The 15,555-nt window shown below is 40.0% G+C and carries 15 protein-coding genes; 4 read left to right on the top strand and 11 right to left on the bottom strand.

Annotated features, from left to right (window positions below):
- Nucleotides 1-185: 185 nt before the first annotated feature.
- Nucleotides 186-3,167, top strand: coding sequence for a TonB-dependent receptor domain-containing protein (locus LXL81_RS16695; protein ID WP_310589596.1), 2,982 nt, complete (start codon nt 186-188; stop codon nt 3,165-3,167).
- 75 nt (nt 3,168-3,242) lie between these two features.
- Here LXL81_RS16695 and hemC read toward each other — a convergent pair whose 3' ends face one another.
- The 9 genes from hemC to LXL81_RS16650 form a co-directional block, all read right to left on the bottom strand.
- Complete coding sequence (gene hemC / locus LXL81_RS16690) at nt 3,243-4,175, bottom strand: hydroxymethylbilane synthase (RefSeq protein WP_234647941.1); 933 nt, start codon at nt 4,173-4,175, stop codon at nt 3,243-3,245.
- A gap of 92 nt (nt 4,176-4,267) precedes the next feature.
- The gene (locus tag LXL81_RS16685) at nt 4,268-4,627 is read right to left on the bottom strand and encodes a type II toxin-antitoxin system HigA family antitoxin (RefSeq protein ID WP_234647940.1); all 360 of its coding nucleotides are present in this window, start codon (nt 4,625-4,627) and stop codon (nt 4,268-4,270) included.
- Nucleotides 4,605-4,922: a type II toxin-antitoxin system HigB family toxin gene (locus LXL81_RS16680; protein WP_234647939.1), complete on the bottom strand. Its 318-nt coding sequence runs from the start codon at nt 4,920-4,922 to the stop codon at nt 4,605-4,607. Before LXL81_RS16680 ends, LXL81_RS16685 begins: the two co-directional genes overlap by 23 nt.
- A 60-nt stretch (nt 4,923-4,982) precedes the next feature.
- Nucleotides 4,983-5,885, bottom strand: a complete 903-nt coding sequence (gene rimK, locus LXL81_RS16675) for a 30S ribosomal protein S6--L-glutamate ligase (RefSeq protein WP_234647938.1) — start codon at nt 5,883-5,885, stop codon at nt 4,983-4,985.
- A 6-nt stretch (nt 5,886-5,891) separates the two neighbouring features.
- Nucleotides 5,892-6,386: a RimK/LysX family protein gene (locus LXL81_RS16670; RefSeq protein ID WP_234647937.1), complete on the bottom strand. Its 495-nt coding sequence runs from the start codon at nt 6,384-6,386 to the stop codon at nt 5,892-5,894.
- On the bottom strand, nt 6,383-7,501 hold the full coding sequence (holB, locus tag LXL81_RS16665; protein ID WP_234647936.1) for a DNA polymerase III subunit delta': 1,119 nt from the start codon (nt 7,499-7,501) through the stop codon (nt 6,383-6,385). Before holB ends, LXL81_RS16670 begins: the two co-directional genes overlap by 4 nt.
- Before the next feature lie 89 nt (nt 7,502-7,590).
- On the bottom strand, nt 7,591-8,781 hold the full coding sequence (locus LXL81_RS16660) for a putative sugar nucleotidyl transferase (protein WP_234647935.1): 1,191 nt from the start codon (nt 8,779-8,781) through the stop codon (nt 7,591-7,593).
- A gap of 124 nt (nt 8,782-8,905) precedes the next feature.
- Nucleotides 8,906-9,166: a type B 50S ribosomal protein L31 gene (locus LXL81_RS16655; protein ID WP_234647934.1), complete on the bottom strand. Its 261-nt coding sequence runs from the start codon at nt 9,164-9,166 to the stop codon at nt 8,906-8,908.
- Between the two features lie 132 nt (nt 9,167-9,298).
- Nucleotides 9,299-10,213, bottom strand: coding sequence for a sugar phosphate isomerase/epimerase (locus LXL81_RS16650; RefSeq protein ID WP_234647933.1), 915 nt, complete (start codon nt 10,211-10,213; stop codon nt 9,299-9,301).
- Nucleotides 10,214-10,664: 451 nt separating this feature from the next.
- Here LXL81_RS16650 and LXL81_RS16645 point away from each other — a divergent pair, with 451 nt between their 5' ends.
- Nucleotides 10,665-13,109, top strand: coding sequence for a ribonucleoside-diphosphate reductase subunit alpha (locus tag LXL81_RS16645; protein ID WP_234648343.1), 2,445 nt, complete (start codon nt 10,665-10,667; stop codon nt 13,107-13,109).
- Nucleotides 13,110-13,249: 140 nt separating this feature from the next.
- Nucleotides 13,250-13,462: a hypothetical protein gene (locus tag LXL81_RS16640; RefSeq protein WP_234647932.1), complete on the top strand. Its 213-nt coding sequence runs from the start codon at nt 13,250-13,252 to the stop codon at nt 13,460-13,462.
- Nucleotides 13,463-13,486: 24 nt separating this feature from the next.
- On the opposite strand, the gene LXL81_RS16635 is transcribed toward LXL81_RS16640, so the two are convergent.
- Complete coding sequence (locus tag LXL81_RS16635) at nt 13,487-13,831, bottom strand: helix-turn-helix domain-containing protein (RefSeq protein ID WP_234647931.1); 345 nt, start codon at nt 13,829-13,831, stop codon at nt 13,487-13,489.
- 101 nt (nt 13,832-13,932) lie between these two features.
- Between LXL81_RS16635 and LXL81_RS16630 the strand changes: the two genes are divergently transcribed.
- Nucleotides 13,933-14,604: an isochorismatase family protein gene (locus LXL81_RS16630; protein WP_234647930.1), complete on the top strand. Its 672-nt coding sequence runs from the start codon at nt 13,933-13,935 to the stop codon at nt 14,602-14,604.
- 725 nt (nt 14,605-15,329) lie between these two features.
- Here the strand turns inward: LXL81_RS16630 and LXL81_RS16625 are convergent.
- Nucleotides 15,330-15,479 (bottom strand): hypothetical protein, encoded by a 150-nt coding sequence (locus LXL81_RS16625; RefSeq protein WP_234647929.1) that lies wholly within the window; start codon nt 15,477-15,479, stop codon nt 15,330-15,332.
- Between the last annotated feature and the right edge of the window lie 76 nt (nt 15,480-15,555).

The following is a 15,555-nucleotide window of genomic DNA, read 5'->3' as shown; positions in this document are numbered from 1 at the left end:
GTGAAAAACAGCTGTTTGTAAAATTTCCTGGAAAAGAGAGCGGTATCCGTCACCTTCTCATCGTCCAGAAATGCCTTTTGATCGGTGTTACCTACCTTTCCATCTATTGCCTTTTTTTTAGAATTTAATAGCAACTTATTTTGAACTTGATTTATACACAATACATTGCCCCAATAACCATGAACATGAAGAAACGATTTACATTATTAGCATTGATCCTTGGGCTGACTACTTCTGCTTTTGCACAGTTTGGGGGAGGCGGCGGAGGTGGCGGAGGCCGTCCGGGCGGTGGAGGTGGTGATTTTCAACGTGGAGGTGAAAGACAAAAAGCTATCATTCCCGGAACAGTTGATGACGCACCCAAAGGAAGTGGTAAAATAAGAGGTATTCTGGTTGATTCACTAACGAAAAATCCTGTTGAATTTGCTGCATTGGCAGTTATCGACGACAAAACTAATGTACCTGTTGATGGTACTACAACGGATGAAAAGGGTGTTTTCAGCATGACCAAAGTTGCTTCCGGAAATTTTAAGATTTTAATCTCATTTATCGGTTATAAAACAAAAACGATAAAAGGGATCAAAATTGACAAAAAAACGGATCTTGATCTGGGCTCAATCGTACTTTCGCCGGATATCGTTCAGCTGAATGAAGTTCAGGTGGTAGGTATGGCGCAAATGATCGAGGAGAAAGTTGACCGCCTTGTTTATAATGCTGAGAAAGATATTACAAGTAAGGGTGGTGATGCAAGTGATGTGATGCGGAAAGTGCCTATGCTTACGGTGGATCTGGACGGAAACGTTTCGCTTAGAGGAAACTCAAATGTGCGCGTTTTAATCAATAACAAACCATCAACGATGGTAGCTACCAGCGTTGCGGATGCATTAAAGCAAATCCCTGCGGATATGATTAAATCGGTTGAGGTGATTACTTCGCCGTCTGCGAAATATGATGCGGAGGGCTCGGGTGGTATTATCAATATCATTACGAAAAAAAGTACGATTCAAGGCGGAACGTTAAATCTTGATACAGGTGTTGGTAACCGTGGTTCAAATTTAGGTTTGAGAGGAAATTACCGGACAGGAAAGCTAGGTTTTAGTTTAGGAGGTTTTGGCCGTTTTAATTATCACCAGCCAGGCAGAACAGATAACTTGCAAACAGGCGATAATTTCTCCGTTCAACAAATTACAAAATCAAAAAATAATGGTGCTTTCGGTTCTTACAATTTCGGTATGGATTATGAAATTGATAAAAACACGACACTTTCAGCCGGTATCCGTTATGGTTTGAGAAATGCACTTACGCCACAAACTATTTTAACCAATAACACGCAGAGTGGGGTAACAAAATCTTCTTTCCGCGATGTGGACGTAAAAGATTTGTCGGGAACCTGGGATGTCAATGTTGATTATATCAAAACATTAAGCAAACCACAGCAGGAATTAAGTATCCTTGGTCAGTTTAGCCGCAACAACCGGACGAATGATTATGACGCAGATCTTTATTCATACAACAATAATATAATTGGTGAAGTGGTTGGTCAGACGGGTAATAATAACAAAAGCTCGAATCAGGAAAGCACGATCCAGATTGACTATGCAACGCCGGTAAAAGACAATCAGTTGTTTGAAGTTGGTGGAAAAGGAATTTTCCGTCAGGTGATAAGCAATTACAGTTATTTTACAAACAATGTACAGGATTCAGTCAGTAGCCTGAATTATGATCAGAATGTAGCGGCCGGTTATGCTTCCTATACCCTTACCACCAAAAGTAAATTTACAGTTAAGGGAGGTGCCCGTTATGAATACACGACCATTGATGCAAAACAGGCAGAAGGCGGCAATCTTAATCTTCCTTCTTACGGAAATCTGGTTCCAAGTTTAAATATTGCCAAAACTTTTGGAAAAGGACAAACGATCAAACTAGGTTATAACCGCCGTTTGCAGCGTCCGGGTATTCAGTTCCTGAACCCGAATACAAATGCATCAAACCCGCAGAATATTACGAGAGGGAATCCTAATCTTAAACCTGAATTAACAGATCAGATTGAATTAGGGACAAGCTTTTTCAAAAATAGTTTGTATTTCAACGTATCTACTTTCGCTCGGTTTACCAATGGATCGATTGAAAATATTCGTACTACCGACGACAATGGTGTAATTACAACCACCTACGGCAATATTGGAGAAAAACAGAACTACGGTGGAAATATCTTCGGTAATATAACTTTGTTCAAAATCTGGTCTGTTGGCGGAGGTTTGGATGCATATTATGTTAATCTGAAAAACAACAGTCCGCTGGCAGCGCTTCAATCACATAACAGTGGTGTGGTAGTAAGCGGTCGTTTCCGTACCGGTGTTACTTTGAAAGGTGGCTGGGGAATCCAGGGTGGTGGATTTGCAAGAGGTAAAGAGGTGCAATTGCAAGGTTCGGCCGGTGGTTTCAGAATGTATGACCTCGGTATCAAAAAAGATTTCAAAAACAAAAGAGGAAGTATAGGTTTGGCGATGGAAAACTTCCTGAGCGATGCCCTGAAAATGAAAACGGATCTTTCATCCGCAACATTTGACCAGGTTAGTACAATGTATCGCTACAACCGTGGTTTCCGTCTGAACTTCTCATATCGTTTTGGTAAAATGACTTTTGTTGAAACCAAACCACGCAAACGGAAATCGGTAAGTAATGATGACCAGAAAAGTGATGGTGGTGGAAACGATGCAGGTGGCGGTGTGCAGACACAGCAGGCAACTCCGGCTGCAACACCAGCCATTACTCCGGGAGCCGCAGGCCGTCCGCAAGGTGGATTTAACCGTCCGCAGGGACAAGCAGGTATGGCTCCTAAAACAGCTGCCGACAGTGCATCAAACAGAATGGGCGTTAAACCAGCAGGATTGCCCGACAGCACTGCTACCAGACCGGCAGGTACGGATTTACTTCCAAGACCAGTCGGCAGCATGAGTACTCCTGACAGCACTAAGTCAGACAGCACAATAGCGAAACCAGTAATTTCAACACCTGCTGACAGTACTTCTCAAAAAGCTCCGGCAGTAATCATACCGGCCGGAACTCCGGATAGTACGCAGAAGAAACCTGCCGTTGTGGTTCCTGCAACCCCGGCAGACAGTACAAAGAAACCCGCAGAAACTGTTCCTCCGATTAAAAACTAGAATCGGCTCTTCATGAAAAAAATCCCCGTTTGCTTCGAGCAGACGGGGATTTTTGCATATTGACAAAACGAAATGTTATAAAGTACCGTTTTGCGTTTTTATATCTTTTAAAATGCGGTCCGCTCCGGCTTCCAGTAACTCGTCGGCTAAGGCTGTACCCAATTCCTCCGGAAATGCGGTTGACCCGCTTTCAGAACGACGTATTAATTCCTGTCCATCCAGACTGATGATACCGCCTGAAATTGTAATTTCTTCGTGATTTAAAATAGCCAGAGCAAAAACGGGAATGCTGCAACCGCCTTGCAAACGCTTTAAAAAAGCCCTTTCCGTCCTAAGACATATTTCAGTCGGTTCGTGATTGAGCAGTTCTCTTAAAATATCTTTTTTTTCCTGCGGAAGATGAACAGAAGTTTCAATAGCCACACTTCCTTGCCCAACAGCTGGCGTAAATTCATCGAGCAGCAAATGTTCCGCAATGGAACCGTCGTATTCCATCCTGTGAACTCCGGCATATGCTAGTAACAAAGCATCACATTGTCCTTCTTCAAGTTTCCTGAACCGGGTTTGCAGATTACCACGCATATCTACGATTTTGATATGCGGATAATAATGTTTTAGAATTGCGATTCTCCGCGTAGAGGAAGTTCCTACAATAAATGGATCTCCACTACCCAGTGAAAGACTGGTATTATGACTTACCAAAACATCATTGGCATGTTCTCGTTCTGTGAAAGCGATCAACTCAAAATCATCATCCAGATGTGATTGAAGGTCTTTGGCGCTATGAACGGCAATGTCAATATCACCGCTTCTCAGCTGATCTTCCAATTCCTGGGTAAAAACACCTTTACTTCCAATTTTAGATAAGGAGCGGTCAAGGATTTTATCGCCCTTTGTTTCGATAATAACAATTTCAGTAGTAACGCCATCTTTTTTAATCAGGTTTTCAACATAATATGCCTGCCAAAGTGCTAATTTACTACCGCGTGTTCCTATTTTGATATGCATGATTCTGTTAGCTGTATTAGCTTGTGGCTATTAGCGCTATTAGTTAATTATTTTTGGGTAAGGATAATATTTGGTATGGGAAATGTAAATCATTAGTAAGACTGAATGAGAATCTCGGCAGGGATTTGTAGCTTCTCATTTAACTTTCTAATCATTGCCAAGCTCAATTTTCTTTTTCCGGATAAGATTTCGGATTTACGGGAACGGTATCCAAGAATTTCTGAAAATTCCTTTTCACTTATTCCCATTTGATCAAGTCTGAATTTTATTGCCTCCAAAGGTTTTGGTTTTGGAATTGGGAAATGAATATTTTCATAATCCTTTACCAAAATTGACAAGATTTCCAATTCATCTGATTCTGATGAATCAGGATTGATATTGAGCTGCATTAAAAAATATATCCTTTTTAGCGATTGCTCGTATTGTTCATCATTTTTTATTGGAGCTATCATAACCTTTCGTTTTAGAATCTATTTGATCATATTCTTTATGCGTTCCAAACCAGACTACAAAAACTATCTTTAATCTGAATTCTACATCAACAAGAAGTCTGTAATAATTTCCATGAACATTAAATACAATCCTTTTACTGTTAAGGACTGATGCATTTCCATATTGCATTTTTAATTCGTTCGGAGAATTCCAATCTGCTACTTTTACTTCCTCATGCCATGATAATAATGCTTGTTTAGCTTGTGGATAAAGTTCTCCGTAAGCTTTCAAAGTTTTAGCTGCTATTATTCTCATGAAGTGGTGTAAAGATACAGGTTGTTACCAAATTGGTTACAATGATAGGGCATTTATTTTCTAAACCCCAACCGTATCTCCTTCATCCGTAACAATTTTCTCTTCAATGTAAGCAACAATCAAAGAGGCAACATCGATCCCGCTGATTTCTTCAATTCCTTTTAAACCTGGCGAAGAATTAACTTCCATGACCAACGGGCCGCGTTCTGATTGTAATAAATCAACACCGGCTATCCTGACACCCAATGCTTTGGCAGCTGCTATGGCTGTGCGTTCTTCTTCTGGTGATAATTCTACGGCAAAACCTTCGCCGCCGCGGTGTAAATTGGAGCGGAAATCGCCTTCATGTCCCTGGCGTTTCATGGCTGCAACAACTTTATTTCCAATCACGAAAGCCCTGATATCTGCGCCTTTGGATTCTGCGATAAATTCCTGGATCAGGAAATTGGCGCGTAATCCGTAAAAAGCTTCAATTGTAGATTTCGCAGCTTTGGTGGTTTCTGCTAATACCACACCAACGCCCTGGGTTCCTTCCAGCAATTTAATAACTACCGGAGGCCCGCCGACCATATTGATCAGTTCGGTAACCAAAGCCGGATTTTTGGCAAAGACGGTTTTTGGAATATCCACACCGGATTTTGCCAAAACCTGCATACTCCGCAATTTATCTCTGGACCGCAAAATTGCCTGTGATTTTACGGTTGTAAAAACTTTCATCAATTCAAACTGTCTTACAACAGCACAACCAAAAGCATTGACCGAAGTCCCGATTCTTGGAATGATTGCATCAATCCCTTTTATCGCTTTTCCTTTATAAATGACGGTTGGCTTTCCTCCTTCAATCATGACAAAGCACTTGACATGGTCAATAACCACAGCCTGGTGACCTTTTTGTTTGATTGCCTCCACCAGACGCCTTGTTGAGTAAAGATCAGGATTGGTGGATAATACGGCGATTTTCATATAAATCTATTGGATTAAAAGCGTAGGGTTGGCCTCCGGATCAGGGTTCTTTTTGTGCCTGATTTTGTCAGCATTTTGTTTGGCGGAAAGATCTTTTTTTGAAACATCAATCAAAAAACGCCCTTTCAGTAATTTTCGCCCGAGAAGAATGGGGTAACTCATTTTTTTACGGTTGGCCAGCGAAAACTCGGTCCGTATTTTCCTGCCAAAAATAACGATCTGTGTTTTGATCACATACCGTTTTTCTGCTTTTCCGGATGAGTTTCTGACAACGGTTTCCTTGAAATCGCTTACAGTGTAGGATTGTTCGGGCGCACCTTTTTTTACATCAAGGTAGAAACATAATCTTTCCTGCTCACCATCTTTGATGAGCTTCACACGTGCGCAGTGAATGGCGGAAGAAGTTGCTCCCGAATCAACGCGGACAGGAACCTGATACCATCCAAGTTCTGGTAAATCTACAATATCGGTTGCACCAATAAGATCAATCTTTTTTTTCATCTGCGTTGAAAAAATGGCGCTATGGTTAATGATAAATCAAGAAAAACCATTTTTGCCCTTACGTTCCGTTCAATATGGTAATAAGCAACGTTCACTTCCTGTACCATATTTTCCAAAGCATCGAAATTAACGGCCTTAGAAAAATTCTGCACGAAAGTAAGTTCTTCTTGTGGAACCCGCAACAGTTCAGCAGCACCCTGGCTCCACACGAGCATGTCACGGAAAAGCCGCAATGCATATTCGAAAAGACCTTTTTGCTTTTCCTTATTCATTCCGTCAAAAGCATCAGCCAGTTTTACAAGACTTGTCACATCGTATTTGTAACAATACCGCATCCACTCCGCAAACCATGCTGACCGGTCATCGGAAGTTTCGTTTACAAGTCGAAGTGCTTCTGACAGATTGCCATCACAAAGATACGCTATTTGATTGGCTACGGTCTCACTCACAGCCTGTTGTTTCAAAAACTGACGGACTTCATCATCAGAAAAAGCAGGTACGGCAACACGTTGTGTTCTTGAAATTATGGTAGTCAACAATCGATCCGATTGATCGCTAACCAGTAAGAAAAGCGTTTTATATGGAGGTTCTTCCAGAATTTTCAGGAGCGCATTTGCAGAAGATGCGTTCATGATTTCCGGTTTCCATATTAAGAGAATTTTATATTCACCCTCGTAAGATTTAACAGAAAGTTTTTTCAGGATTCCTCTTGCTTCTTCCACTGAAATATTTCCCTGCTTGTTTTCGGCAGTAATATAATCCAGCCATTCCGGTAAGACGCGGTATGGCGTTTCCAGCAGAAATGTCCGCCAGAGTGGTAAAAATGCTTCGCTCGTATTTCCTGTTATTTTTTTAGAAGTAGCAATAGGGAAAATGGAATGAAAATCCGGATGGATTAACTTATTCATTTTTGCACAAGAGGCACAAACGCCGCAGGCATCCTGCTCGCTCCGGTTTTCACAATTGATATAAGTGGCAAATGCCAGTGCCAGAGCCAATCCTCCGCCTCCGTTTGCGCCATCGAACAGCAAAGCATGAGCCAGATGGCTTGTTTGCACAGAACGAATAAGTGTGGATTTGATAGGCGTCAGTCCTGGAATATCTTTAAAAAGCACGTTGGTTTTTAGTTAATCTATTTTTTATATTGATCAAATCACATACTACCGGTTCGCTGACCGGCCAGACGCTAATTGCAATGAGCTACTTACCGATGGTTTTGAGTTTGTTCAAAAACCTGTTCCATTATTTTATGATTGTTTTCATCGAATATTACACCACGCCGGCCAACTGTATCTTTTGCAACAGCAATCGCTTTTTCTAACCGGTACTCAGAAAATCCTTCCGCATTACCGCCCCAGGAATAAGAGGGGATATGTTTAGGTTGAAATCCTGCTCCGAAAACATTGACACTCACGCCAACAACAGTTCCGGTATTGAACATGGTTGAAATCCCTGCTTTGGAATAATCCCCCATAAATAATCCGCAAAAAAGTAAGCCTGTGTCTTCCAGCTTTCCGGTTGCATAACTATGGATTTTCACAGCAGTGTGGTCATTTTTTAAATTTGAGTTATTGGTATTCGCGCCCAGATTACACCATTCGCCCAATACTGAATTTCCCAAATATCCGTCGTGGCCTTTATTACTGTATCCAAAGATAACACAGTTACTCACTTCGCCACCCACTTTGCAAAAAGGTCCCACGGTTGTATTGGGTCTTATTTTTGTTCCCTGCGCCAAAACTGAATTTTCTCCAATCGCAAACGGCCCCTGAATGACAGCTCCTTCCTGGATAGACGCATTTTTACCTATATAGATTGGCCCATTTTCTGCATTTAAAATGGCAGCCTTGATAACGGCTCCTTCTTCCACAAAAATGTTTTCCGGATTATAACAGTGCGTAAAAGGATCTGTAATTTTTGCAGATTGTTTTGAAGAGGTTATTCTGTCAAAATCAGATTTAATCTGTGCGCCATTGTTTAAGAATATATCCCAGACTTGACGAATAAAAACTATTGGTTCAGTGTAGGTCTGACTGATTAATTTTGCCGGATCTTCATTTGGTGTCCATTCGGAAGAAGAAGTCCGAACCGCTAAAATCTTATTATCATTTGATAAAAGAAATGATTCGGGAGAAAGATTTTCAATTGCTTCAATTAATAAAGCGTCAGGACAAAGCGCTCCGTTTATATAAAGGTTGTCTTCGGATGTTATCAGTGGAAATCGATGCGCGAGATATGGTTCAGTCTGATAAGAAATTTCAGTTTGCAACCATTGACTCCACTTTTCAGCAATCGTCTGGATTCCGCAGCGGATACCGGCGACTGGTCTTGTATATGTAAATGGTAATAATTGTAAGCGAATTTCTGGATCGTCGAACAGGATAATACTACGCATATTCAGTTTTAGTATGTATCACCAAAGTTCGGCCATTTTTTTCGTACCGACAAAAAAAGAAAGCAGTCTCTGATCGCTTTCGCTTAGAGACTGCTTTCTTTGAAGATTTTAATTTTAAATAAAATTAAGCTTCAGTAGTTTCTTTTGTACCGTAACGTTTTCTGAATTTATCAACACGTCCCGCAGTATCAACAAGTACATTTTTACCTGTGTAGAATGGGTGAGACTTAGAAGAAACCTCCACTTTGTAAACAGGATAAACTGTTCCATCTTCCCAGGTAATGTTTTCGCTGGTTTCGATTGTAGAGCGTGTTATAAATTTGTCGTCGCTGGATAAATCCCAGAATACTACTTCTCTGTAATTGGGATGAATATCATTTTTCATTGGTATATGCAATTATGTGATTCTATACAATTCTCAAAAAGGATTGCAAAAGTAAAAATTCTTATCAAGTAAACCAAGCAATTTTGAGTTATCTTTCTCAATATCTACGCGATGTGTCTAAATTATTCAAAATCAGACTTCACTAATCTGCTTTTGAAGTACCTCAATCCCTTTTTTGGACTGACTGTCGAAATCCTGATACACAAAACATTCAATAGAAAGCCCGCCTTTGTATTTTATTTTTTTTAAGGCACTTAAATAAGGTCTGAAGTCATCTCCGGCAACGCCGGGTGGTGTCCTGTCCTTTTTTTCTGCAATGTGGCAATGGACAATATGCTTGCCAAATTTGACAATCTGGTCGGCCGGCTCATCTTCTTTTGACATATGAAAAATATCACAAAGCAATTGGAAGGACGGGCTGTTCACGGCATCAATGATTTCAACACCTTCGGCCAAACTGTTGATAAAATTGGTTTCTCCACGATTCAGAGGTTCCAAAGCAATTTTTACACCATATTTTTCAGCAAGCGGAGCCATTTTTTTACTTAGTTCTATGTGTTGTGCTTTTGCCTTTTCCCGGTCAAATCCTTCCGGAATGACCCGGGAAGCACCGCTGCCAAAAACAATATATTTTGATCCGCACTCTTTTGCGCGTTTCAGTGCAAGATCAGTCCGTTGCAAAATGGCTTCATGATTCGCATCCGGGCCCAATGTTTTTAGTTGTCCCGGCAAAAGAATTACATAAGAACGAATGGGGAATTTTTCGTCTTTTAATTGCCGGAGATTTTTGGCATACTGCATGTCACCATCTTTCGGGATGAGAAAACCGCCAACTGATTCTTCAATATAGGAACAGCCATACTGTTTTAGCAAATCGGCTTTTTCATAGGATGCATAAACGCCTAAGGGTAATGAAAACTTTGATAGATCACTGTCAAAATCGGAGGCATGTACAAACGTTTCTGCTCCTATTGCAAAGCCTGCTGACAAACCAGCGGTTTGTTTCAGAAATGTTCTTCTTGACTGGTGCTCAAAAGGCTTATCCATATGGCTAATTTGTAGTTGAATTAATGAATTGGATTAAAAATAATTAAAGTATTGTGTAGAGAAATATACCCGCGATTTTAAAAAAGTTTACAAATTTTAAATTTCACCGTAAAGTAAATATTTTATAATTTGTTGAATATCAATTGTTATACTAATCTATATTTTGTAATTACGTAAAAGTTTCCAAAAAAAAGTTGCAAATTTTTTTGGAAAAATGATAATAAAAATTTTCTGAAATATCTTTTACACTAATTTTTATCTTAATTGACTTGTTACGAGAATCTTAACAATTTGATAAATTATGTTGTTAAAATTTGTGACTTAAAAAGCTTAAATCCGACTTGCAGTTTCAATTTATTTTGAGTTATTTCAAAGAAAATTATTCACGTCCCTCCAGAAAAATTCATTATCAACTTTAAATCTTTCACCTCAGAAAATATTTCACATGTCCATGTACGTAATAAAGCGTGACGGTCGCCGTGAGTCGGTAAAATTCGACAAAGTGACTGCCCGTATTGAGAAGCTGAGCTATGGCCTCGATAATAATTACATCCAGCCCATAGAAGTAGCCAAAAAAGTTGTATCCGGAATCTATGATGGTGTTACTACCGCTGAACTGGATAACCTTGCTGCGGAAACAGCCGCTTCTATGACTACCAAGCATCCGGATTATGCAATTTTGGCCGCCCGGATCGCGATCTCAAATCTTCATAAAAATACGTTGAAGTCGTTTTCAGCAACCATGAAACGCCTTTACACTTATGTTGACGGAAAAACAGGTGAAAATGCTTCTTTAATTTCCAAAGAGGTTTACGAAGTGATCCGTCAGAATGCCTCTTTGCTCGATTCCACAATTATATATGATCGTGATTATGCCTATGATTATTTTGGTTACAAAACACTTGAAAAATCATACTTATTAAAGGTAGACGGTAAAATCGTAGAACGCCCCCAACAAATGTTGATGCGTGTTGCAATCGGGATTCACCAGGAAGATGTTCAGGCCGCGGTAGAGACGTATCATCTGCTTTCTGAAAAATGGTTTACCCATGCGACGCCTACCTTGTTTAACGCAGGAACGCCAAAGCCACAAATGTCTTCTTGCTTCCTTTTGACAATGAAGGAAGACAGCATCAATGGTATTTATGATACATTGAAACAATGTGCTTTGATTTCCCAGTCGGCGGGTGGTATCGGGTTGAGCATACATAATGTGCGTGCGACGGGTTCCTATATTAAAGGTACCAATGGAATGTCCAATGGTATTGTTCCGATGCTTCGTGTATTCAATGATACGGCTCGTTATGTTGACCAGGGCGGCGGAAAACGTAAAGGTTCTTTTGCAATTTATATGGAACCATGGCACGCAGATGTTTTTGATTTCCTTGATTTAAGAAAAAATCATGGTAAAGAAGAGCAGCGTGCGCGTGATCTTTTTTACGCCATGTGGATTCCTGATTTGTTTATGAAGCGTGTGGAAGCTAATGACACCTGGTCATTATTCTGTCCGCATGAGTGTCCGGGACTTGCCGATACGCACAGTGAAGAATTTGAAAAACTTTACGAAAGATATGAGCTTGAAGGAAGAGCCCGTAAAACGATAAAAGCACAGGATCTTTGGTTTGCAATTCTTGAATCGCAGATTGAAACAGGTACACCATATATGTTGTACAAAGATCACGCAAATTCTAAATCTAACCAGAAAAACCTGGGAACGATTAAATCATCAAATCTTTGTACAGAAATCATGGAGTATACAGCTCCGGATGAAGTAGCGGTTTGTAATCTGGCTTCGATTGCATTGCCGAAATTTGTAGAAATGCAGGCGGACGGTTTTTATCGTTTCGATCACCAGAAATTATATGAGATCACAAAAGTGATTACCCGCAACCTGAACAAGATCATTGATCTGAATTATTATCCTGTTCCGGAAGCTGAAAATAGTAACAAAAGACACCGTCCGATTGGAATTGGTATTCAAGGATTGGCAGATGCTTTTTGCATGATGCGTATGCCGTTTGATTCTGATGAAGCACGTCAGCTGAACAAAGATATCTTCGAGACCATATATTATGGTGCGATGGAATCATCTATGGAATTGGCAAAAGCTCACGGTCCATACCAGACATGGGAAGGCAGCCCGATTTCACAGGGTATTTTCCAGTTTGATATGTGGGGTGTAAAACCAGACAGTCAGCGTTGGGATTGGGAGAAGTTAAGAAAAGGAGTTATTCAGAATGGTGTAAGAAATTCATTATTACTTGCTCCAATGCCAACTGCTTCTACAAGCCAGATTTTGGGTAATAATGAATGTTTTGAGCCATTCACTTCCAATATATATGTACGGCGTGTTCTTTCAGGAGAATTTGTAGTTGTAAATAAATATCTGTTAAAGGATCTGGTCAGACTTGGTCTTTGGGATGAGGAAATGAAAAATAATCTGGTTCGGGCCAGCGGTTCTGTTCAGGCTATTCCAAATATTCCTCAGAACATTAAGGATCTTTACAAAACGGCCTGGGAAATTAAGCAGCGTAGTATCCTGGATATGTCGGCCGATCGTGGCGCGTTTATCTGCCAGTCGCAGTCACTTAATATTTTCCTTGAAGAACCGAATTTTGGTAAGCTGACTTCAATGCACTTCTATGCCTGGAAAAAAGGATTGAAAACAGGTATGTATTATTTACGTACCCGTGCAGCATCGGCTCCTGTCCAATTCACTTTAGGAAAACAGGCAGAAGCACAGATCGAACCGGTTACAGAAGTTGTTGCTGAAAAAGCACTGAACTATGTACAATATGCCGAAGATCATACAAAACCAGTTGCATCGCGTGACAGCCGTTCTGATATGCAATGCTCGCTCGACGATCCGGAAGGATGCGAAGCCTGCGGATCTTGATCTGACGAAATACAATATATTGAAGGTGCTCTCAGTTTTAATTGAGAGCACCTTTCATTTTATAAAGGTTTGTCAGAATAGATACTATTGTTTAGTCAAGGCCTGTATTCAGGAACGGAATTAAATCTTAGCCAGAATATATGAAAACTTACATCACAATTCTTAGAGCAGTATTGATGCTTGCAACGATTTCAGTGCTTTCACTCGGAGCCTTATTCTCTTACCAGCACTGGACTGGAAGTAAGAATTTGTTATGGATTGGTTTATTGCTTTTCATGATAATGGTTGGCGATCATTATTTGAGCAAAAGAATTCTTCTTAAACGTAAAGAGGATTTGAGTGAACGTGATTAGATAAGCTGATTGGTTCGGCAATTATTAGCCGACAATCTCTTTCCTGAAATGGTTTCCCCAGTTTAGCAATTCATCTAACAATTTATTCATTGACTGACCAAGTGGCGTGAGTGAATACTCAACAGTTACGGGCATACTATCATATAAAGTGCGACTGATGATTTTGTTTTCTTCTAATGCTTTTAACTCTTGCGACAACATTTTTGGCGACACATCACCAATATCTCTTTGTATTTCGCCGAAACGCTTAGTTCCATATGTTAAAGAAATTACAATGGGAATACGCCATTTACCTTGAATGATTTCCAAAGCATCTCTTGACGCCCTTAATCTAAAAGGACAAGTATTATTTTTCGTTTCGCTTTCCATCCTACTTACTTTTTGGTAACTACTTACTCATAGGTAACTGCTATATATGAGTAAGTAAAGCTAGTTATATTTGTATCCTTATTAACAATAATAAAAATATAATGATGACAAAAGTATTTCAAACAGCGTTGCTTGTAGTAGCAACAATGGTTTCAGTATCAAGTTTTGGACAGACAGCGAAAGTACCAACGCAATTCACACCACAAAATTCCGCCATTCTTTTAGTTGACCACCAAACAATGACAATGAATTGGATTTACAGCCAGGATAAAAAAAATGTAGAGAACAATTTGCGCATGTTGGCTCGTATTGGTTCTGAATTAAAAGTACCATTATTGATTACAACTACAATGGAAGAACAAGTGGGACAAACTTGGGAAGACATTCAAAAATTAGCACCAGCACAATATGCAAATCGCATCAAACGTGGTGGAACTATCAACTGTTTTCTTGACTCTAAATTTAACGAGGCAGTAAAAGCATTAGGCAAAAAGAAACTGATTATTTGTGGCTTAACAACAGATATATGTTTGTTGCACACCATGCAAGGTGCATTACGTAATGGTTATGAAGTGATGGTTGTGGCCGACGCTTGTGGAAGTATGAGCAAATTGGCTGATGATCTGAGTTTTGATTATCTGCGCCAGTTGGGGGTTTCAGTAGTTTCTGCAAATTCAGTTTTATCAGAGTTGTATTCAGACTTTGGTTCACCGGAAGGGCAAAAAGCAATGAAAATAAACCTGGAAGAAGTTGTTTCAAAATTGGGCAAGTAAGAAATCTTTATTTGCAATCCAGAAAGTGCCTTGTTCAGTAAGCAAGGCATTTTTTATTTAAACTCAGTTTTAGAAGAGACAGTAAGCTAAACTGTCACCTCTTAATTTACTTGGGTGGAAAATAAGTAGATGACTTCAAAATATAGACATAATGAAGATAAGCCAATCTTTGATAAAGCTTCTAATGAATGTTTTTTGGATCATTAGAATTGTTGTTTATTAGACGTATCACTAAGTATACTATTCCTAACCGGGAATGATTTTCGAAATTTTCTCAGTTCCCTTGGGGCTCCCTGTTTCTATCAAAAATCAAATCCCGTAATGTCCCAGGCTCCCTCGGAGCCACCTGTTTATAGCAAATAAATTCAACCAAGTTTCTTAGGGCTCCCTCGGAGCCTCCTGTTTATAGCAATCAAATACGACCAAGCTTCTTAGGGCTCCTTCGGAGCCACCTGTTTATAGCAATCAAGTACGACCAAGCTTCCCACGGCTCCTTCGGAGCCTCCTATGAACCATCCGCAAACCTGCCTTGCTGAACAAAACATTCTCCTTCCTTATATATAGGAACAAAACCACAAACAAACCCACCTCCCCACAACCAGAAAAAGAACCCACAACCTCATTCCCATCCATTCCAGCCCTGTTTCCATACCTTAACCCAACCCCGTAAAAAAACTTCAAAATATTTTCGGGGCACATTTTCCTCATTTTGAGCTTTTTACAAATTATTTCAAAAAAACTTTCAAAATACTTTTGCCTTGTACTTGCGTATGAAAAAAAAGAGGTGCACCTTTGCACTCCCAATCGGGTAGTACGGCGCTGAGAACGATCAGCGCATCAAGTTTCGGAAGACGCGGAGCACAGTTCTTTGACATGATGAAGAGAGTAACAAGATAGTTCGTTTAAGAAGATAACGTGGAATCTTAGGATTACCACAAAACAAAATTTACA

Source organism: Dyadobacter sp. CY356 (assembly GCF_021440195.1).
GTDB lineage: Bacteria > Bacteroidota > Bacteroidia > Cytophagales > Spirosomataceae > Dyadobacter.
The sequence above is the reverse complement of the archived record's forward strand: the minus strand, read 5'-3'. Positions and strand labels throughout refer to the sequence as shown.